Genomic DNA, 20,301 nt, shown 5'->3' on the forward strand with positions numbered 1-20,301 from the left:
CGCCCACGATGTGCAGCCCGCCCGCGAAGCGCAATAGCGCCGAGAGCTCCGCCGCGCGCACCGCAGACTTGCGCACCTGCAGGTGCGAGAGTTCTTCCTTGACCGAAGCGGTCAATGCCATGGTTGTCGATCTCCTTGCCGAGTACGTGTGCTGCGCGGCGGGGGCTCCCGCTCAGCGCTGCGCGTTCATGATCTGCTGGTAGGCCGCGGCCAGTTTGAAGGGGTTGTGCACCGAACTGCCGCTCGTGTCCCGCAGCGAGTCCCAGTGCACGACGGCGCCGAGCTGGGCGGCCGCCGCCTCGACGTCCTTGGGGGACTCCGCGGCGGACGGGTCCGCGAGCACCACGTCCAGGCGCAGGTCCGGGGCGTAGCGCTTGAGCACGCGCAGCTGGTCCCCCGATCCCATGCTGAGGGTCTCGGAATCCCGGGAGAGGTTCAGCGTGACGAGACGCTTGGCCGGGGACCGGCAGATCGCGTCCCGCAGTTCGGACAGCAACAGGTGCGGCAGTACGGAGGTGTGCCACGACCCGGGACCGAGCACGACCCACGCGGCCTCCTCGATCGCGGTGACGGCCTCCGGGCACGCGGGGGCGTCCGCCGGGGACAGGCGCACGTTGCACACGTCCGCCTCCTTGGCGAGCCGTGACTGGCCCGTGACGGTGCGCGTAATCTTCTCCGGGGGGCACTCCTGCGTGGGATTGCTCCCGGGCGAGACATCCCCCTCGATCACGAGCGGGAGGCAACTCATGGGTAGCACCTGGCCGCGCGCACCCAGCAGCGCACCGGCCCAGCGCAGTCCCTCCACGGGGTCGCCGAGCAGCTCCCACAACGTTACGATCAGCAGGTTCCCCAGGGCGTGGTTGTCCAGACCCTCGTCCGGGTGGGTCTTGATGCTGAACCGGTGCTGCATCACGTCGCTCCACGTGCGACCCCATTGGGAGTCGTCGCACAGCGCCGCCAGCGCCATCCGCAGATCGCCGGGCGGCAGGACGCCCAGGTCGTTGCGCAGTCGACCGGACGATCCGCCGTCGTCCGCGACCGTGACCACGGCTGTGAGGGCCGGCGCCAACAGACGCAGGGCGGACAGGCTCGCGGACAACCCGTGACCGCCACCCAGGGCGACCACGGAATCGGCATCCGTCAGGGACGCGCGCGCGGAGGCGTCCAACGAGTGGTAGGGGTCCACGTCGCGTCGGCTGCTCAGCGGCAATCGGGGCAACGCACCCGTCGTAGGAAAGTTAGTCATGGAATCCGTAATTTCTGGGGGCGGGACTACTCTCGGCCCAGGTCCCGGTGCTGGATGTTGACGGTCACGCGGGGGGACTTGCTGAGCCGCCGCGCGACCTCCTCGGTGATCGCCACGGAACGGTGCTTGCCTCCCGTGCACCCGATGGCGATGCTCGCGTAGTGCTTGTTCTCGGTGCGGTAGCCGGCGAACACCGGTTCGAGCATGGCCACGAAGCGGTCCACGAAGGTCGGCGTGCCGTGGTGGCCGAAGACGTAGTCCCGTACCTCGGGGTCCTTGCCCGTGCGCGGGCGCAACGCGGGGACCCAGTGGGGATTGGGGATGAAACGCACGTCCGCGAGGAAGTTCGCGTCCGCGGGCACGCCGTACTTGAACCCGAAGCTCATGACCGTGAGCCGCAGCACCACCGGACCGCTCGTGGAGAACATGTCCGCGACGGCCTTGGTCAGCGCGTGCACGTTGAAGGACGAGGTGTCCAGCACGGAGTCGGCGGTCTCGCGCAGATCGCGCAACAGCTCGCGCTCGGCGCGGATCCCGTCCAGGATCCGGCCGCCCGCCTGCAGGGGGTGGGGGCGGCGCTGGAGCTCGTAGCGCGAGACGATCACCTCGTCCGAGGCCTCGAGGAACAGCACCGAGAACTCCACGCCCGAGCGTTCGAGCGCGGCGAGGGTCTCACGCATGTCGTTGAACAGTGCCTTGCCACGCACGTCGATCACCACGGCGAGCTTGGGCAGGGTCTGCGGGGTCCGCGACACGAGGTCCGCCAGCGTCCCGAGCATCTGCGGGGGCAGGTTGTCCACGACATACCACCCCAGGTCCTCGAGCGCGTTGGCCGCCGTGGAGCGACCCGCCCCGGACATCCCGGTCACGATCAGCAACTCCGCCGTGGGGGGCTTAACCGGTTCCAGGGTGGAGGGCGTGGCTTCCGGGGGTGGGCTGCTCATGTGGTCACGGACCGCCTGATCTTCCGACTGCAGGGTTCGTTTCCAGGGTAGACCAGTTTCAGTCGAGCAGTTCGCCCGTCTCGGTATCCACAGCCGGCTCCCGGGCCTCGGTGCCGCCCCCGAGGGTCTGCGCGACCTTGGTGGCCAACGCGGGCCCGAAGCCCTTGACCTCGAGGATCTCCTCCGCGGTGGCGGCGCGCAGTTTCTTGACCGAGCCGAAGTGCTTGAGCAGGGCCTTCTGCTTGGCCGGGCCCAGCCCAGGCACGTCGTCGAGCGCGGAGACCGTCATGGCTTTGGAGCGCTTCTGCCGGTGGAACGTGATCGCGAAACGGTGGGCCTCGTCGCGCACGCGCTGCATGAGGAACAACCCTTCCGAGGCGCGGGGCAGGATGACCGGGAACTCGTCGTCGGGCACCCACACCTCCTCGAGCCGCTTGGCCAGACCCACCACGTGGACGTCGTCCACGCCGAGGTCGTCCAGGGCGCGCTGGGCCGCCGCGACCTGGGGCGGGCCGCCGTCCACGATCACGAGATTGGGGGGATACGCGAAGGCGCGCGCGGGCGCGTCGTCGGCGTCCGGGGCCACCTCCCCGCTGTGCACGCCCTTCTCCGCGGCCCGGCGCTGCTGTTCGAGGTGGCGGGAGAACCGGCGGTGGATGACGTCGTACATGGACGCGGTGTCGTCCCGTGCGGCGTCGCCAGTGATCGAGAACTTGCGGTACTCCGACTTGCGCGGCAGACCGTCCTCGAACACGACCATGGACGCGACCACATTGGTGCCCTGGACGTGGGAGATGTCGTAGCACTCGATGCGCATGAGGGCGTCCGGGAGGTCCAGGGCCTCCTGCAACTGCTGCAGGGACGCCGAGCGCGTGGTCAGGTCCCCCGCGCGGCGAGACTTGTGCAGGGCCAGCGCCTGGCGCGCGTTCTCCGCGACGGTCTCGAGCAGCTGCGCCTTGTCACCGCGCTGGGGCCGTTGGATGGCCACCTGGGAACCGCGCAGCTCACTGAGCCAGTTGCGCAGCTCGTCCGCCTCGTTCGGTTCCGCGGACACGTACACCGTGCGCGGGATCGTGTCCTGGCGGTACGCGAGCTCGGACGTGCGGCGGTGCTTGGCGACCACGTCCGTGCTCCCGCCTGCGGTCTGTTTCCTGCGGGCCGACGGCGCGGGGGCCAGTTCCGATTGCGCCTCGCCGTAGACCTGTTGCAACAGGTGGGTCATGAGCTGGGCGGTCGTGACGTCCTCGACCTTCTCGGTGACCCACCCGCGCTGACCCCGGATCCGGCCACCACGCACGTAGAACACCTGGACCGCGGCCTCGAGCTCGTCCTCGGCAATCGCGAAGAAGTCCGCGTCCGTGGTGTCCGCGAGCACCACCGTGTTGCGCTCGAAAGCCCGTTCGAGCGCGCCGACGTCGTCGCGGCGTGCCGCAGCGGTCTCGAAGTCCATACGCTCGGCGGCCTCGTTCATTTGCCGCGTGAGCTCCCGGATGTACGGCTTGGCGTGCCCGGCCATGAAGCGGCACAGGTCGTCGGCGAGCCGGCGGTGGTCCTCGCGGGAGATCTCCCCCACGCACGGCGCCGAGCACTTGTCGATGTAACCCAGCAGGCACGGCCGGCCACTGCGCTCGGCGCGCTGGAACACACCCTTGGTGCACGTGCGCACGGGGAAGACCCGCAACAGGGCGTCCAGGGTGTCCCGGATGGCCCACGCCTGGGAATAGGGGCCGAAGTAGCGGTTGCCCGGTTTCTTCTCCCCGCGTGTGACCATGGCCCGCGGGACGTCCTCGGACATCGTGACCGCCAGGTACGGATAGGACTTGTCGTCCCGGTAGGCGATGTTGAACCGGGGCGCGAACTCTTTGATCCACGTGTACTCGAGCTGCAGGGACTCGAACTCCGAGCCCACCACGGTCCACTGCACCGCCGCGGCCGTGGTGACCATGGTGCGGGTCTTGGGCGCGAGCTGGTGCAGGGGCGCGAAGTAGGACGAGAGCCGGTTGCGCAGGTTCTTGGCCTTGCCCACGTAGATCACACGGCCGTGTTCGTCCCGGAACCGGTAGACCCCCGGATTGGTCGGGATGTCCTGTCGGGCCGGTCTGTAGCTCGCCGGGTCAGCCACGCCCGGCGTCCCTCTGCACGGACGGGGACACGTTGTACACGTCCTTGCGCGGTTGCCCGGATAGTCCCGCGATCGTGGTCATGATCTGCTCCACGTGGGTCTTGCGCAGCTTGCCCGTCTGATGCCCGTGGGACTCCGGTGTGGGGATGGGCTCCCCCACGTGCATCTCGAACTTGGCGGGGCGGATCATGGTAGCCCCGGGCGGTTGCAACCGCTGGGTGCCGATCAGCCCCACGGGCACCACCGGGGCGCCCGTGACGTAGGCCAGGTAGGCCACGCCGGAGTGCCCGCGGTACAGGTAACCGTCCCGGGAGCGCGTGCCCTCCGGGTAGATCCCGAACACATTGCCCTGCTTGAGGTGTTCCACGGCGGGATCCAGGGCCGCCACGGACTCGCTCTGCTGACCGCGGGTCACGGGGATGATGTCGATGAACTCGAAGGCCTCGCGCATGAGCTTGCCCTTGATCCCGGGGCTGTTGACGTACTCCGCCTTGGCGATGAACTTGACCCGGCGGGGCATGAACGCGGAGATGATGACCGAGTCCAGGAAGGACAGGTGGTTGGACGCGATGATCACGGGGCCGTCCTGCGGGAGGTTCTCCAGACCCGTGATCACGGGACGACACAGCAGCCTCAGGGCGCGCGCCACCGAGGCCTTGGTCAGGTCGTATTTCGTGATCACTGCTCGCTCCCCTACCGGTCCGTGTATTGCTGGAGCAAGTGTGCCAAATCCCCGGGCTCACGAGCGACAGCGGCACACACGTCCCGCAGTTCCCCGAGTTGCGCGAAGCCCCATCCTGCGCCCAGACAGTCGATGCCGTGGCTGCGGGCACCGTCGGCGTCGTAGCTGCGGTCCCCGATCATCACGGTGCGTGCGGGGTCCGGGGGCAGCGCACCCATGCGCCGCAGCGCCTCCCCGATGATCGCGGGCTTGTCGTGCAGCCGCCCGGACCCGCTCGGTTGCGCGAGATCGTCCGCGGCGCCGCTCACGGTCTCGAAGTACTCTTCCAGCCCGAAACGCGACACGACCTCCACGGCGATGTGTTCGGGCTTCTGGGTGGCCACGGCCTGACGCACGCCGCGCTCGCGCAGCGACCCCAGCACCTCGCGGACACCCGGATAGACGCGCGAGCGGTCCAGGCCCTCCGCGAGGTACCCGGCGCGGTACACCGCGGCGACCTCCGCGATCCGGTCCTCGGGGACGTCCGTGAACCGGCGCAGGGACTCCCCGATCGGCGGTCCCACGAAGCGCCCGAGGTTCTCGGGCACGGCGAAACCGCACGAGCGCAGGGCGCCGGCGATCCCGTCCGTGATGGCCCCGGCGGGATCCAGGACCGTGCCGTCCAGGTCCCACAGGACGATGGGGCTCTGGACGCTCATGCCCGGTCCCCCACCGCGGACTCGGCGCGCTGCCGGTTCTCCTGCGTCCCGTCGGCCGGTTCCGCGTCTTCCTGGGCATCCGCGCCGTCCGCGGTGTTGCCCGGGTCCGCAGCGTCCCCCGGGCGCGCGGCCTCGCCGGAACTCGCAGTGCCGTCCGCGTCGCTGCGGTGGGCGGCCTCCCGGGCGGCGGAGTGCTCGAGCACCTCGCGTACGAACTGCCCCGTGAAGCTGTCCTTGTTGCGAGCGACCTGCTCCGGGGTGCCCTGTGCCACGACCGTGCCACCGCCGGATCCCCCGTTGGGGCCCAGGTCCACGATCCAGTCCGCCGACTTCACGACGTCCAGGTTGTGCTCGATGGTCATGACGCTGTTGCCCTTGTCGACCAGGCTCTGCAGCACCATGAGCAGCTTGCGGATGTCCTCGAAGTGCAGACCCGTGGTGGGCTCGTCCAGGACGTAGATCGTGCGCCCGTTGGAACGCTTCTGCAGTTCCGCGGCGAGCTTGACGCGCTGAGCCTCACCGCCGGAGAGCGTGGTGGCGGGCTGACCCAGCCGCACGTACCCGAGGCCCACCTCCACGAGCGTGGTGAGGTAGCGCGCGATCGCGGTGAACGGCGCGAAGAACTCCGCCGCCTCCTCGATGGGCATGTCCAGGACCTCCGCGATGTTCTTGCCCTTGTAGTGCACCTCGAGGGTCTCGCGGTTGTAGCGCGCGCCCTTGCACACCTCGCACGGGACGTAGACGTCCGGCAGGAAGTTCATCTCGATCTTCAGCGTCCCGTCACCCGAGCATGCCTCGCAGCGCCCGCCCTTGACGTTGAACGAGAACCGGCCTTGCTGGTAGCCGCGGACCTTGGCCTCTTGGGTCTCCGCAAACAGCTTGCGGATCCGGTCGAACACGCCCGTGTACGTGGCCGGGTTGGAGCGCGGGGTGCGCCCGATGGGGCTCTGGTCCACGTGCACGACCTTGTCCAAGTGCTCCAAACCGTCGATGCGCCTGTGCCGACCGGGCACCTGCTTGGCGCCGTTGAGCTGATTGGCCAGGCTCGTGTAAAGGATGTCGTTGACGAGCGTGGACTTCCCCGAACCGGAGACGCCCGTGACGGCCACGAAGACCCCGAGCGGGAAGTCCACCGTGAGGTTCTGCAGGTTGTTCTCCCGCGCACCCACGACCGTGAGCTGCCGCTTCTTGTCCACGGGACGCCGCGTCGTGGGGACTTCGATCAGCTTGCGGCCGGTGAGGTAGTCGGCCGTGATGGATCGGCGGTTCTCGAGCAGCTGGTCGTAGGTCCCAGAGTGGACCACGTCCCCACCGTGCACGCCCGCGCCCGGGCCCACGTCCACGATCCAGTCGGCCTCGCGCATGGTGTCCTCGTCGTGCTCGACCACGATGAGGGTGTTGCCCATGTCCCGCAAGCGCAGCAGGGTGTCGATGAGTCGACGGTTGTCGCGCTGGTGCAGCCCGATGGACGGCTCGTCCAGGACGTAGAGCACGCCCACGAGCCCCGCACCGATCTGGGTGGCGAGCCGGATGCGTTGTGCCTCCCCGCCGGACAGCGTGGCCGCGGCCCGCTCCAGGTTGAGGTAGTCCAACCCGACGTCGATCAGGAACGTCAGGCGCGCGATGATCTCCTTGAGCACCTGGTCACCGATCCTGGCCTCGCGGGTGTCAAGGTCCAGCTGCTGGAAGAACGCGAGGGAATCGCGCATGGGCAGGCGGGTGGCCTCGGCGATGTTCTTCCCGCCCACGGTGACCCCCAGGATCGTGGGGTTCAGCCGCGCTCCCCCGCACTCGGGGCACGCCACCTGGCGCATGTACTGCTCGTAGCGGTCCTTGGCGTGATCGGACTCGGTCTCCTCGTGCTTGCGCTTGATATAGCCGAACACGCCCTCGAAGCCCTGCGTATACCGGCGCTCGCGGCCCCACCGGTTGCGGTAGGCCACGGTGACCTTGTAGTCCTTGCCGTGCAGGATGGCCTTGCGTGCCTTGGCCGGCAGGTCCTTCCACGGGGTCACGAGGTCGAATCCGGCCTCCTCCCCGAGTCCGGCGAGCAAGCGGTTCCAGTAGTCACTCGTGGCTTTGCCCAGGGACCACGGCGCGATGGCACCTTCCACGAGGGACAGGTCCGGGTTGGGAACCACGAGGTCCTCGTCCACCTCGAGGCGCGAACCGATGCCGTCGCACTCGGGGCACGCGCCGAACGGGGCGTTGAACGAGAACGAGCGCGGCTCGATCTCGTCCGTCTGCAGCTCGTGCTCGTTGGGGCACGCGAGGTTCTCGGAAAACGTGCGGCGAGTCTCGTGCCACGGGGACTGCTCGCCCTCACGGGTCACGAGCTCGATGACCACGCGTCCGTCCGCGAGGTTCAGGGCGGTCTCGACCGAGTCGGTGAGCCGCTGCCGGGCGTCCGGCTTGGCCGTGAGGCGGTCCACGACCACGTCGATCGTGTGCTTGTACTGCTTCTTGAGCTTGGGCGCGTTCTCGAGCTGAACGGTCTCGCCGTCCACGACGGCGCGCGCGTATCCCTGGGTGCTCAGCTGCTGGAACAGGTCTTGGAACTCGCCCTTGCGGCCCTTGACCACGGGGGCGAGGACCATGAACCTGGTGCGCTCGGGCAGCTCGAGCAGCTGGTCCACGATCTGCTGGGGCGTCTGCTTGGTGATGGGCTCACCGCACACCGGGCAGTGCGGGTGGCCGATCCGCGCCCACAGCAGACGCATGTAGTCGTAGATCTCGGTGATCGTGCCCACCGTGGAGCGCGGGTTGCGCGAGGTGGACTTCTGGTCGATGGACACCGCCGGGGACAGCCCCTCGATGAAGTCCACGTCCGGCTTGTCCACTCGGCCCAGGAACATCCGGGCGTAGGAGGACAGCGACTCCACGTAGCGGCGCTGACCCTCGGCGAAGATGGTGTCGAAGGCCAGGGAGGACTTCCCGGACCCGGACAACCCCGTGAACACGACCATGGAATCGCGGGGGATGGTCAGATCCACGTTCTTGAGGTTGTGCTCGCGAGCACCCTGCACCACGATCTCGGTCAGGTCCGAGACACCGGAGGCGCGGGTGCGCGGGGCACGGTCGTGGGCCATTCGTTCCGCGAGCACGGAGCTCGACGAACGGTCACTGGGGGTTCGGCGGGTTTGCTCAGACACGGCAGTCACTCTATTACCAGCCACCGACACGACGAGCGGGTCCAGGGACGAATCAGCGCAGCGCGCAATGCGACCTCCCGGCCGGATCGCGCGCTGCGCCGTCGTCCGCCGTGTCCCCTGCGAGTGGACAACTCATTCGGCAGCGGGGCACCCTACTCGGCCCGGTGCCGAGGGTGGGGATGCGGGTGCGCGGTCCCCGCGGCGTCGGGCTCGACCGGCGCGGCGTGGGCCCCGCGGGCCGAACGCGCCGTCTCCTCGGCGCGCTCGCCGTGGGAGCGCCGCAGCCCGGAGGCCCTGGGGTCGACCACGGGCAGCTCACCGGTCTCCGCGTGCTGCATGCGCAGCCCGGCCGCTTCCACGGGGTTGACGCGCTTGGTCACCATGGTGATCTCACCCGTCTCCGGGTCCACCTCCGCGACGTCCACCGTGGTGCGCAGCGGCACCTCCTTCATGAGCAGCACACACACCAGGGTCACCAGCGATGCGATCCCGGCCACGAGGAAGAGCAACCCGGTCCCGGTGCCGTACGCCTCACGAATGGCCTCCAACACTGCCGGGGGCAGCCCCGCGAGGTCGATCGACGCGGCGTCGGGCGTTTGGTGGGCATCCAGACCGTGGTCCGCGGCAAACTGGGACATCTCGCTCGAGAGGTGACGCGTGAGCAGCGCCCCGAACAGAGACACCGCCACGGCGCCACCCACGGTGCGAAAGAACGCGACCGCGGAGGACGCGGAGCCCATGTCCTTCAGGCCCACGGTGTTCTGCACGGCGAGCACGAGGTTCTGGTTCAGCGTGCCCACGCCCAGACCCACGAGGCAGATGAAGATGCCCACGAGCCACGCGGGCGTCGCGTGGGTCAGCTGGGACGCCAGGAACAGACCGATCGCGAGGATTACCGCGCCCGCGATCAACACCCGCTTCCACCGGCCGAAACGCGTGATGAGCTGGCCTGCGATCATGGAGCCCAGGAACGATCCCACGACCTGCGGGAGCATGAGCAGCCCGGATTCGGTGGGCGTGTAGCCCTGGCCCAGCTGGAAGTACTGACCCAGGTACGTCGTGGACGCGAACATGGCGCCACCCGTGGCGATCGCCGCGATGATCGCGAGCACGGTGGTGTGCTCGGTGACCACGTGCAGGGGCATGGTCGGTTCGCTCGCGCGCCGCTCCACCAGGATGAACGCCAAGGTGCTGAGCACGCCCACCACGATCAGCAGGATGGACTCCCACGAACCCCAGTCGAAGAGCTTGCCCGCGAAGGACACCCACAACAGCAGGGAGGACGTGGCCACCGCGAGCAGGGCCATACCCAGGAAGTCCACTGTGGGCGCCGTCTCACGCGTGGTCTCGGGCAGGTGCAGCGTGCGCACGATCAGCACGGCCGCGAGGATCGACAGCGGCACGGGGATCAGGAAGCACCAGCGCCACCCGAACGCGTCCACGATGAGCCCGCCCAGGAGCGGGCCCACCGACGTGGCCACGGCCATGACCGCGCCCATGTACCCGGCGTACCGGCCGCGCTCGCGCGGCGGGATGATCGTGCCCAGGATCGTCTGGGCCAGCGCCATCAGGCCGCCCATGCCCACGCCCTGGATCACGCGTGCCACCACGAGCATGGTGATGGATCCCGCAAGACCCGCGGCGGCGGAACCGATCACGAAGATCGCGATGGCCATGAGCAGCAGCTTTTTCTTGTCGAAAAGGTCCGCGAGTTTGCCCCACATGGGGGTCGTGACGGCGTTGGCCAACAGGGTGCCCGTGACCGTCCAGGACAGTGCCGTCTGGTCTCCGCCCAGGTCCGCCATGATGACGGGCAGTGCCGTGCCGATGATGGTCAGGGTGACCATGGCCATGAAGAACGCGGCCAGGATGCCGGTCAACGCCCGCAGGACGTCCCGATGCTCCTGGTCGCTCGTTCGTGTAGTACGCGCCTTACCGCGCGTGTCCTGGGCTGCCGTCACGGGCTGTTCTCCTTTCCGCGACCGGGGTCACCGGACGCCGTGGGGTGCGGGGATCCGGGCTGTGCCCCGGGCTCCGGCGCGGTCGTGGCCGCCGTGACCCGGGACATGCCCAGTGATGTCAGGAAGAGTTCGGTGAGCCGGTTGAGGTCCACGCGTGTGCGTTCTGCCTCGTCCTCGCCCAGGTCGCCCAGACGGGCGACGAGGGTCTCGGCGTCCGCGCGCAGGTTCGCCTCGAGGGCCTTGCGACCCTCGGCGGTGATCTCCACGATCTGCGCGCGTCCGTCCTCGAGATCCCGTGTGCGGGTCACGTACCCGAGGTGTTCGAGGGCGCTCAGGTGTCGGCTCATCCCTGAAGCCCCGAGGCCGGACTCGGCCACGATGTCCTTTGCCCGGCGTCCGGGCACGCACGCGAGATAGCTCAGGATGTTGGTGTGCACCATGGACAGTTCCCGGTGCAGCGCCGCTGCCTTGAGCACCTTGCGGGTCACGCGTTGCAGCTCGAACAAGTCGCGCACGAGTTCCTCGGCGGTCGCGTGTGACACGCCCATCCACTCCCCCGTTCCTCGGGTGCCGGGTCCGTAGCGCGCGGTCCGCACCCGGTGCGGGCGGTCATGAGTTCATTGCTGCCCACCCGGGCGATCCGCTGGGTTCGCAGGACTCGGCGGTCGACGCCGTTCAGTCGGGCGAGCACGCGGCGCTCGGACGCCGCCAGCTTATTTATTTGCTTCGCGCAACTATATATCTTTACGCTCCGGTGGCCCATCCCCGGGCGTGTCGTCTGCATTACACGCACCTCCCCGCGCGCGGGTGCGTATTAGCCCGGCGTGACTCGGCGGCCTAGAATCGTGGGCATGATCGCTACCCAGACCGAGATCACGGAACTCGCCGACATCACCATCCGCCGCATTTCGGTGAGCGAGATGGACAACAACGTGTACCTCCTCACCTCCAAGGAGCACGGCACGCAGGTGCTCATCGACGCCGCGGACGACGCCCGCGCCATCGCCGGTCTCGTGGCCGCCGGGTCCGGGGACTGCTCCGACTGGGGGAACCTGCAGTTGATCATCACGACCCACTCGCACTGGGACCACGTGCGCGCGCTGGAGTCCGTGGCCTTGCACTCGGAGGCCATGACGGCGTGCGGTGCCGCGGACGAGAACGACATCTCGGTGCCCATGGACCTCACGTTCGAGAACGGGGACACCGCCGAGCTCGACGGTTTCGAGCTGGACATCATCGAGCTGCGCGGGCACACCCCAGGCTCCATCGCGGTGGTGTACCGGGACCCGTCCCGGCCCGCCCACATCTTCTCGGGTGACTCCCTCTTCCCCGGCGGTCTCGGCAAGACGAACTCCCCCGAGGACTTCCAGCAGCTCTACCAGGACGTCACCGAGCGGATCTTCGACGAGTTCCCGGACGACACCGTGATCCACCCGGGCCACGGCGACCCCACGACCCTGGGCGCCGAACGCCCGCACCTGCAGGAGTGGAAAGAACGCGGCTGGTGAGCGCCGCCTCGTCCGGGGCCGCGGCCCCGGCGCGTAACACGGCGGACCGGGCCGCGTACGTCGCCGTCTTGGCCTTCCCCCTGTTGGTGCTCGCGGGCGGGGTGGTCGGATACGCGTTCGCCCCCACGGTGCACCAGGCCGCGGGCTGGACGAATCCCCTGCTGGGTCTCGTGATGTTCGGGATGGGACTCACTCTGCGTCCCGTGGACTTCGCGCTCGTGGCCAAGCGCCCGGTCCCGATCGTCGTGGGTGTGTTGGCCCAGTACGTCCTCATGCCGACCATCGCGCTGCTCGTGACCTGGCTGCTGCGACTGCCCCCGGAAATCGCGGCCGGCGTGATCCTCGTGGGCTGCGCCCCGGGCGGCACGTCCTCCAACGTGGTGTCCTACCTGGCCCGCGGTGACGTGGCCGTGTCCGTGACCATGACGTCCATCTCCACGCTGCTCGCCCCGCTGCTCACCCCGTTCCTCACGCTGTGGCTCGCGGGCGCGTATATGCCGCTCGACGGCGCCGCCATGGCCAAGTCGATCGCCCTGATCGTCCTACTGCCCGTGCTCGCGGGACTCGTGGTGCGCCTCACGCTACCCCGCGTGGTCGAGCGTTTGCTACCCGTGCTGCCGTGGGTGTCGGTACTCGGCATCGCCGTGATCGTGGCGGTCGTGGTCTCTGGCTCGGCGGACAAGATCATCCAGGCGGGACTGCTCGTGCTCGCCGCCGTCGCGATCCACAACGTGCTCGGGTATTTGCTGGGTTACGCGGTCGGCCGGGTAACCGGACAGCCGGCTCCCGTGCGCCGGACCACCGCGGTGGAGGTCGGCATGCAGAACTCCGGACTCGCCGCGGGTCTCGCGGCGCAGTACATGTCCCCGCTCGCAGCCCTGCCCGGCGCGGTGTTCTCGGTGTGGCACAACCTCTCCGGCGCGGTCTTCGCGCTGCTGTGCCGCCGGGCGGATTCGGCCGCGGCGCGGCGCGCGAACATCTGACGACGTCGCGACGTCGTTCCCGCGCACCCCCGCAGGACACGCCCGTATGCATGTCCGCGGGGGCCGATAGGCTGACGGGGATGAAACTCCTCGATTCCCTGGCCCCCGATCTCTCCGCCCCCGGGCACCGGTACCTGCGCGGTGATTTCGCGTCCAACCCCCTGAGCGAGGACGAGATCTACGAGGGGTTCCTCGGCTGGATCGCCTCACGGGACATGGAGCTGTACCCCGCCCAGGACGAAGCCGTGCTGGAGGTCGCCAACGGGTCCAACGTGATCCTCGCGACCCCCACGGGGTCGGGTAAGTCCACCGTGGCCGTGGCCGCGCACTTCGCGGGGCTCGCTCGCGGGGCTCGCTCGTACTACACCGCGCCCATCAAGGCCCTGGTGTCCGAGAAGTTCTTCGACCTGTGCGAGATCTTCGGCGCCGAGAACGTAGGCATGGTCACGGGTGATTCCGCTGTCAACCAGAACGCCCCGATCGTGTGCTGCACCGCGGAGATCCTCGCGAACGTGGCCCTGCGTGAGGGTGCGGACGCGGACCTCGGCGTGGTGATCATGGACGAGTTCCACTTCTACTCCGATCCCCAGCGCGGCTGGGCGTGGCAGGTGCCGCTCATCGAACTGCCCCAGGCGCAGTTCCTGCTCATGAGCGCGACCCTCGGGGACGTCACCCGCATCGAGAACCGCCTGAACGAGACCACGGGCCGTTCCACCGCGCTCGTCTCCTCCGCGGAACGCCCCATCCCCCTGTACCACTATTACTCCGAGCGCCCCGTCCACGAGGAGCTCGAGGAACTGCTCAGCACCCACCAGGCCCCGGTGTACGTGGTGCACTTCTCGCAGCTGCAGGCCGCGGAACAGGCCCAGAACCTGATGTCCGTGGACGTCCTCAGCAAGGACGAGAAGCAGCGCGTGGCGGAGCTGATCAAGGACTTCCGCTTCTCCGCGGGCTTCGGCAAGACGCTCAACCGGCTCGTGCGGCACGGGATCGGGGTGCACCACGCGGGCATGCTGCCCAAGTACCGCCGCCTCGTGGAACAGCTCGCCCAGACCGGGCTGCTCAAGGTGATCTGCGGGACGGACACCCTAGGCGTGGGGATCAACGTGCCCATCCGCACCGTGCTGATCACGGCGCTGTCCAAGTTCGACGGTCGCCGCACCCGCCGGCTCAGCGCCCGCGAGTTCCACCAGATCGCGGGCCGCGCGGGCCGCGCCGGCTACGACACCGCGGGGACCGTGGTGGTCCAGGCCCCCGAGCACGTCATCGAGAACGAACGCGCCATGGCCAAGGCCCGGGCCAAGCACGGGGACGATCAGAAGAAACTGCGTCAGGTGCCCAAGAAGAAGCCGCCGGAGGGTTTCGTGTCCTGGAGCCGCAAGACGTTCGAGTCGCTCGTGGCCGCCCAGCCCGAACAGCTCACGTCCTCCTTCGCGATCACCCACTCCATGGTCCTGAACATGCTGCAGCGGCCCGGGGACAACATCGGCGCCGGGTACCGCTTGCTCACGAGCGTGGACGAACCACGGCCGCGCCAACGCCTGCTGCTGCGCCAGGCGCTCGCGATCCTCAAGGAACTGCTGCGCGCGGGCGTCGTCGTACGCCTGCCTGAGCCGGACGAGACCGGGCGCCGCTACCGGCTCACGGTCGAGCTGCAGGAGAACTTCGCGCTGAACCAGCCGCTGTCCCCGTTCGCGCTGGCCGCGCTCACCCTGCTGGACCCGGAGTCGGAGACGTACGCGCTCGACGTCGTCTCGGTCATCGAGGCCACGCTGGAGAAACCGCGCCAGGTGCTGAACCTGCAGGAGAAGAAGGTCAAGGGCGAGGCGCTCGCGACCATGAAGGCCGACGGCCTCGAGTACATGGAACGCATGCGCGAGTTGGACAAGATCACGTACCCCCAGCCGTTGCGGGAACTGCTCGAGCAGTCGTTCGAGACCTACCGATCCTCCGCCCCGTGGGTCGCACAGTTCGAGCTTTCCCCCAAGTCCGTGGTGCGGGACATGTACGAGCGCGCCATGACGTTCGGGGACTACGTGCAGTTTTACGGTCTCGCCCGCTCCGAGGGCATCCTGCTGCGCTACCTCTCGGACGCGTACAAGGCCCTGCGCCAGACGGTCCCGGTGGACGCCACGACCGAGTCGCTCACCGACCTGGTGGAATGGCTCGGGGAGAGCATCCGCCAGACCGACAACTCCCTGCTGGACGAATGGGAGAAGCTGGCCTCCGGGGAGGAATCCCCCATGGGCACGGGCGCGGACTCCCTCAAGGAACTCGTGGCCGAACAGCCGGAGGGCGTCACCGCGAACCCCCGTGCGTTCCGCGTGATGGTGCGTAATGCCCTGTTCCAGCGCGTGGAACTGTTCGCGCAGGAGAAGGACAAGGTGCTCGGGGCCCTGGACGAGAGGACCGGGTGGGACCGCGACCGCTGGGCGGACGCGATGGACACGTACTTCGACGAGTACGAGGATATCTACACGGACGCCCAGTCCCGCGGGCCGTCCCTGATCCGCATCACCGAGGACCCCGAGGGAATGACCGGGTTCTGGACCGTCACGCAGGTCTTCGACGATCCGGACGGGCACCACGACTGGGGTATCAACGCGCGCGTCGACCTCGCGGCGTCGGACGAGGACGGCTTCCCCGTGGTCCTCGTGGACAACGTGGGTCCCGTCACCGACACGAGCCGCTGAGCACCGGTCATCCCGGAAGCCATGCATGTGGAGACGCATCATCGGATAATATGCACTTTAGGATGCATAGGGTGAGGAGGAGTTCGTGTTCGCCCTGACGATCGACCGACGCGATTCCCGCGGCCGCGCCGCCGAGCTGCACATGGGACGGCAGCGCACGGCTCTGCAGGAGGAACTCCCCCGCCCGGTCCTCGATTGGGAGATCAGCGCGGGCGATGAGCTGCAGGCGCTCTACGACGACGCCGCCGCGATCGTCCGTGTGGTCCTCGCGCTCGCCGATGCCGGGCACTGGCACGTGGGCGTGGGCATCGGCGCGGTGGACGCCCCCCTGCCGTCGTCCGTGCGCGAAGCTACGGGCGAGGCCTTCGTGGCGGCGCGGGATGCCGTGAACGCCGCGAAGGAGCGCGGCCGTCCGGTCGTGGCCGGCAACGAGTGGGCGCGGCGCGCGGGCAGCGTGGTGGATCTGGTGTGCGCCGTGCGGGCCCGGCGTTCCGAGGCCGGGGCGCAGGCCACGGAACTCGCCGACCGGGGGCTCACGCAACAGGAGATCGCCGAGGGGCTCGGGATCACCCAGTCCTCGGTGTCCCGGCGGCTCAGCGCAGCGTTGTGGCACGAGGAACACACGGTCCACGAGACCCTCGAGGCGTTGTTCCGACTCGCGGACGAGCACTCCCCCTCCGGCCACGCTCCGGACGCCGCGGCCCCCTCAGTGCAGGAAGCCACCTCCTCGAAGGACGCCCACCCATTGAAGGACGTCTCCTCGCCGGAGGATGTCGCCTCGAGCGGCGACACCACCTCGGCCGGTGACGCGTGAGCTTGCTGCGCCCGCTCACCACCGCGGTCCTCCCCGCAGCCCTGGTGTTGACCACCGCGATCTGGGCCGTGCTCGCGGGGACCGTGCCCCGGGAATGGGCCTATCCCGCGCTGCTGATCGCCGGGGCCCTGTCCGGCGACCCTGTGGTGCGCGGGGTCTTCCGTTTCGCGGACGTCTCCCACGAACGCCCGCGTCCGGTGGAGAGCCCGTGGGACGACTCCGAGGCCACCGCGGAACCCGTGGACCCGCCGCTGCGCGGAGGTCTCGTTATCGGTGCGCTGGAACGTGCCGGCGCCATCGTCTCGCTGCTCACGGGCATGGTCGCCGGGATCGGCGTGGTCGTGGCGATCAAGGGCCTGGCCCGCTACGGCGAGTTCACCAACGCCCAGCAGCGCGAACAGTTCATCATCGGCACCCTCGTGTCCCTGCTATGGGCCGCGTTGTTCGCCGGTGCTGCGCTGTGGTGCACGACGCCGCGGGGCCCGTTCCCAGGATAGGGAACGGGCCCCGCGGACCGGTTCGAGCGGCGTCGTCGTACGCCTCGGGCAGCCGGGTGGCTACCGCGCCGCGGTCGAGCCCCCGCCCGAGGAGTCGCCGCGGGCGGTCCCCGCACCCGGCGTGGCGTCCGCGGCCGTTTCACCCGCCGGAGCGGCCTTGCCCGTGTTGGCCCCCGGGGCGGCCGGGGAGGCGGTGTCGTCGTGGTGGCTCTCCTCGGCGAAGTCCGGGGAGGGGGTCTGCACCCGGCCGGTCTCCTCGAACTCGCGGTGCTGACCCCGGGCGGTCTCGAGCATCTTACGGAACCGAGCGCGGGAATCGATCAGCTCGTTCTTGTGCTTCTCCGAGATCCGCGGGAAACGCTTCTGCAGCCGCGCGAGCTCCCCGGCGATCTTGTGACGCTCCTCGGCGTCCGCGTCCTGCGGGAGAGCCAGGTACTTCTCGGTGAGGTCCTGCGTCTTCTGGATGGTGCGCAGCGCGCGGCCCTTGGGGCTGTACAGCGAGATGAGGACGGTGAGCACGAGCACGGAGATGATCACCGTGAGGGACGTGCCGATCCCAATCTCGGCGACGGCCACGTGCTCGCCGTCGTTGATGAACGGCAGGGTGTTCTCGTGCAGCGCGTGCAGGATGAGCTTCACACCGATGAACGCGAGGATGATGGACAGGCCCCACGAGAGGTAGATCAACCGGTCCAGCAGACCGTCGATCAGGAAGTACAACTGGCGCAGACCCATGAGCGAGAACGCGGTGGCCGTGAACACGATGTACGGCTCCTGCGTGAGGCCGAAGATCGCGGGGATCGAGTCCAGGGCAAAGAGGATGTCCGTGCCACCGATCGCGACCATCACGAGCAGCATGGGGGTCAGCGCGCGCTTGCCGTTGTGCCTCGTGAACAGCTTGTCGCCGTCGTAGTAGTCCGTGGTGTGGAAGACCTTCTTGGCCAGGCGCACCACGATGTTGTTGGCCTCGTCCGACTTGTCGTCCGTGACCTCGCCCTTGATCAGGTTGCCCGCGGTGAAGATCAGGATCAGGCCGAAGAGGTAGAAGACCCACGCGAAGGTGTTGATCGCGGCCGCGCCGATGAAGATGAATACCGTGCGGGCGATCAACGCGAAGATGATGCCGAACAGCAGCACCTTCTGCTGGTCCGCCCGGGGCACCGCGAACGAGCCGATGATGATCAGGAACACGAAGAGGTTGTCCACCGACAACGCCTTCTCCGTGACGTAGCCGCCGTAGTACTCGGCCATGAGCGTGGGGCCGTCCAGCCACAGGATCACGAAGCCGAACAGCAACGCGATGCCCACGTACGCCGCGGACCAGATGGCCGCTTCCTTGATCGACGGTTCGTGCGCCTTACGCACGTGGAAGATGAAGTCGTAGGCCAGCAGGCCCACGATCAGGGCGATCGTGATGCCCCATTGGAAGGATGTGATCTCCACGGAGGGTCTCCTTGTGGGTGAGGTGTACCGCACAAGTCTCTCCCCCACGCGCCGGCCCTCACGCGGAGGACGGGGTGCGGCGTGGTCCGTGCCCGGCCCGGCGACGGCGCCCGACGTACTGACGTGCACGGAAGTGATGGGATACTCCCTTGATCAGGCAAGAGTGTACCGGTTTCCCGGCGTGGAGGCACGCGGTGACGGGCGAGGCCCCACCGGTGCACCGGCGGGGCCTCGTGGCGGATCCGTGAGCGGGCCACGGTGGCGGCCCCTGGACGGGCACTCGGGCGAGACGCGAGCTCAGCGGTTCTCGGTCCGGGCGAGCCGGTGCTGACGCAATCCGTGGGCCCGTTCGAGCAGGTCGTGGTAGCGGGCCTCGGACTCGATGAGCTCGTCCCGGTACTTCTCCTTCACGGTGGGCAGCAGTTCCCGGTACTTGGTCATCTTCTCCGCGGCCTTGACCCGCTCGTCCCGGGGCGCGTCCTCGGGCAGGTCCAGGTAGCGTTCGGCCCAGTCGCGCGCGCCGTTGACGATGCGCACCGCGCGGCCCTTGGGGCTGAACAGCGATGCGAGCACGGTCACGATCAACACCCCCAGGATCACGGCCAGTGAGAACCCGGTGGTCACCTCGACCACGTGCACGGGCTCGCCGTCGTCGATGAACGGCAGGGTGTTCTCGTGCAGGGCGTGCAGGATGAGCTTCACGCCGATGAAGCCCAGGATGATCGCGAGACCCCACGAGAGGTAGATCAACCGGTCCAGCAGACCGTCGATCAGGAAGTACAGCTGACGCAGACCCATGAGGGAGAACGCGGTGGCCGTGAACACGATGTAGGTCTCCTGGGTGAGACCGAAGATCGCGGGAATGGAGTCCAGGGCGAACATGATGTCCGTGAGCCCGATGGCCACCATGACCAGCAGCATGGGGGTCATCACGCGCTTGCCGTCGACCTCGGTGAACAGCCTGTCGCCGTCGTACTCGTCCGTGGTCTTGAGGAAGCGCTTGGCCAGACGAACCATCACGTTGTTGGCCTCGTCTCCCTCGTCCTTGTCCGTGACCTCACCCTTGACCAGGTTGCCCGCGGTGTAGAGCAGGAACAGACCGAACACGTAGAACAGCGCGGACCACCGGTTGATCGCGGCCGCGCCGATGAAGATGAACACCGTGCGGGCGATCAGAGCCACCACGATGCCGAACAGGAGCACCTTTTGCTGGTCCGCCCGGGGCACCTTGAAGGATGCCATGATGATCAAGAACACGAACAGATTGTCCACGGACAGTGCCTGCTCGGTCACGAAGCCCGCGTAGTACTGTGCCGCGAAGCCCGGGCCGTCCCAGAACAGGATCAGCAGGCCGAAGATCAGGGCCAGGGACACGTACAGGCTGGTCCACAGCGCCGCTTCCTTGATGCTGGGTTCGTGCGGTTTGCGCGCGTGGAAGATGAAGTCGTACGCGAGCAACCCCACGATCACCGCGATGGTGACCCCCCATTGCAGACCGGAAACCTCCACGAGCACCCCTTAGGCGAGAACGACGTATGCAGCAGCCCGGGAACGGGCT

General features: G+C 68.4%; 15 protein-coding genes and 1 pseudogene. 5 read left to right on the forward strand and 11 right to left on the reverse strand.

The features are described from left to right. The 9 genes and pseudogenes from J1M36_RS01855 to J1M36_RS01895 all read right to left on the reverse strand — a co-directional run. Positions 1-121 (reverse strand): annotated as a pseudogene (locus J1M36_RS01855) (DNA-binding protein WhiA); the annotation flags it as partial. 51 nt (positions 122-172) lie between these two features. Beyond that, on the reverse strand, positions 173-1,246 hold the full coding sequence (gene yvcK, locus J1M36_RS01860) for a uridine diphosphate-N-acetylglucosamine-binding protein YvcK (RefSeq protein WP_094067113.1): 1,074 nt from the start codon (positions 1,244-1,246) through the stop codon (positions 173-175). A gap of 26 nt (positions 1,247-1,272) precedes the next feature. After that, a complete protein-coding gene (rapZ, locus tag J1M36_RS01865; protein ID WP_064846591.1) occupies positions 1,273-2,190 on the reverse strand; it encodes an RNase adapter RapZ in 918 nt (305 codons plus the stop codon). A gap of 58 nt (positions 2,191-2,248) precedes the next feature. Next, complete coding sequence (gene uvrC / locus J1M36_RS01870) at positions 2,249-4,312, reverse strand: excinuclease ABC subunit UvrC (RefSeq protein ID WP_098054494.1); 2,064 nt, start codon at positions 4,310-4,312, stop codon at positions 2,249-2,251. Then, positions 4,305-4,994: a 1-acyl-sn-glycerol-3-phosphate acyltransferase gene (locus J1M36_RS01875; RefSeq protein WP_082943338.1), complete on the reverse strand. Its 690-nt coding sequence runs from the start codon at positions 4,992-4,994 to the stop codon at positions 4,305-4,307. The genes uvrC and J1M36_RS01875 overlap by 8 nt, the downstream gene beginning before the upstream one ends. Positions 4,995-5,005: 11 nt before the next feature. Next, positions 5,006-5,692 carry an HAD hydrolase-like protein gene (locus J1M36_RS01880; protein WP_206478522.1) on the reverse strand — a complete coding sequence of 229 codons (687 nt, stop codon included), beginning with the start codon at positions 5,690-5,692 and terminating at the stop codon, positions 5,006-5,008. Next, positions 5,689-8,781, reverse strand: coding sequence for an excinuclease ABC subunit UvrA (gene uvrA / locus J1M36_RS01885; RefSeq protein WP_206478575.1), 3,093 nt, complete (start codon positions 8,779-8,781; stop codon positions 5,689-5,691). Before uvrA ends, J1M36_RS01880 begins: the two co-directional genes overlap by 4 nt. A 215-nt stretch (positions 8,782-8,996) precedes the next feature. Next, positions 8,997-10,805, reverse strand: coding sequence for an MDR family MFS transporter (locus tag J1M36_RS01890; RefSeq protein ID WP_206478523.1), 1,809 nt, complete (start codon positions 10,803-10,805; stop codon positions 8,997-8,999). Beyond that, positions 10,802-11,353, reverse strand: a complete 552-nt coding sequence (locus J1M36_RS01895; protein ID WP_098054492.1) for a MarR family winged helix-turn-helix transcriptional regulator — start codon at positions 11,351-11,353, stop codon at positions 10,802-10,804. Before J1M36_RS01895 ends, J1M36_RS01890 begins: the two co-directional genes overlap by 4 nt. A 303-nt stretch (positions 11,354-11,656) precedes the next feature. Between J1M36_RS01895 and J1M36_RS01900 the strand changes: the two genes are divergently transcribed. The 5 genes from J1M36_RS01900 (at position 11,657) to J1M36_RS01920 (ending at position 17,300) form a co-directional block, all read left to right on the forward strand. Continuing rightward, positions 11,657-12,313: an MBL fold metallo-hydrolase gene (locus J1M36_RS01900; RefSeq protein WP_193519535.1), complete on the forward strand. Its 657-nt coding sequence runs from the start codon at positions 11,657-11,659 to the stop codon at positions 12,311-12,313. Continuing rightward, complete coding sequence (locus tag J1M36_RS01905; RefSeq protein WP_206478524.1) at positions 12,310-13,296, forward strand: bile acid:sodium symporter family protein; 987 nt, start codon at positions 12,310-12,312, stop codon at positions 13,294-13,296. The genes J1M36_RS01900 and J1M36_RS01905 overlap by 4 nt, the downstream gene beginning before the upstream one ends. A gap of 80 nt (positions 13,297-13,376) precedes the next feature. Beyond that, complete coding sequence (locus tag J1M36_RS01910) at positions 13,377-15,989, forward strand: DEAD/DEAH box helicase (RefSeq protein ID WP_206478525.1); 2,613 nt, start codon at positions 13,377-13,379, stop codon at positions 15,987-15,989. Positions 15,990-16,074: 85 nt separating this feature from the next. Continuing rightward, the gene (locus J1M36_RS01915) at positions 16,075-16,803 is read left to right on the forward strand and encodes a sigma factor-like helix-turn-helix DNA-binding protein (RefSeq protein WP_206478526.1); all 729 of its coding nucleotides are present in this window, start codon (positions 16,075-16,077) and stop codon (positions 16,801-16,803) included. Then, entirely contained in the window at positions 16,800-17,300 is a 501-nt protein-coding gene (locus tag J1M36_RS01920) for a hypothetical protein (protein ID WP_206478527.1), read from the forward strand. Before J1M36_RS01915 ends, J1M36_RS01920 begins: the two co-directional genes overlap by 4 nt. Before the next feature lie 60 nt (positions 17,301-17,360). Here J1M36_RS01920 and J1M36_RS01925 read toward each other — a convergent pair whose 3' ends face one another. Both J1M36_RS01925 and J1M36_RS01930 read right to left on the reverse strand, forming a co-directional pair. Next, the gene (locus J1M36_RS01925; protein ID WP_206478528.1) at positions 17,361-18,743 is read right to left on the reverse strand and encodes a TerC family protein; all 1,383 of its coding nucleotides are present in this window, start codon (positions 18,741-18,743) and stop codon (positions 17,361-17,363) included. Between the two features lie 297 nt (positions 18,744-19,040). Beyond that, positions 19,041-20,252 carry a TerC family protein gene (locus J1M36_RS01930; protein WP_206478529.1) on the reverse strand — a complete coding sequence of 404 codons (1,212 nt, stop codon included), beginning with the start codon at positions 20,250-20,252 and terminating at the stop codon, positions 19,041-19,043. Positions 20,253-20,301: the final 49 nt, after the last annotated feature.

It is taken from the genome of Kocuria sp. KRD140 (genome assembly GCF_017168375.1).
Taxonomy (GTDB): domain Bacteria; phylum Actinomycetota; class Actinomycetes; order Actinomycetales; family Micrococcaceae; genus Kocuria; species Kocuria marina.